Genomic DNA, 390 nt, shown 5'->3' with positions numbered 1-390 from the left:
ACCGAGACCTTGATGGATCATGATGCATATAACCAACTGAATAAATATGCACTAATGCTGAAACACTATTTACAACAATAAGCATAACAGCTGTTAATGTATCAATATGTAAAGCCCAATCAAAAGTTAAACCACCGACAGTGAGCCAATGTAATACTAATATATCAACTACTGGAGCATGACCAAGAGCAATATTAAAAAATGCTACCCACGAGAATATGGCAACAACTACCATAAAACTACATGTTATTAATTCATTCGCACGATCTCCTATAGTTTTCCCACCTATAGAAGCAATTAAAAAGCCCAAAAGTGGAAGAAAGACAATCGTATAATACATCACTGGTTAGCCTTTCATTACATTAACATCTTCAACAGCAATAGAACCAC

Annotated in this window: 1 pseudogene; it reads right to left on the bottom strand. The window is 34.9% G+C overall.

Features of this window, described 5'->3' with window-relative positions:
* Positions 1-340 (bottom strand): annotated as a pseudogene (locus J7R05_RS08860) (NADH-quinone oxidoreductase subunit L); the annotation flags it as partial.
* Positions 341-390 lie beyond the last annotated feature (50 nt).

The organism is Bartonella capreoli (assembly GCF_902813205.1).
GTDB classification, from domain to species: Bacteria; Pseudomonadota; Alphaproteobacteria; order Rhizobiales; family Rhizobiaceae; genus Bartonella; species Bartonella schoenbuchensis.
Note: the sequence above shows the minus strand (reverse complement) of the source record. Positions and strands in the feature narration are given on the sequence as shown.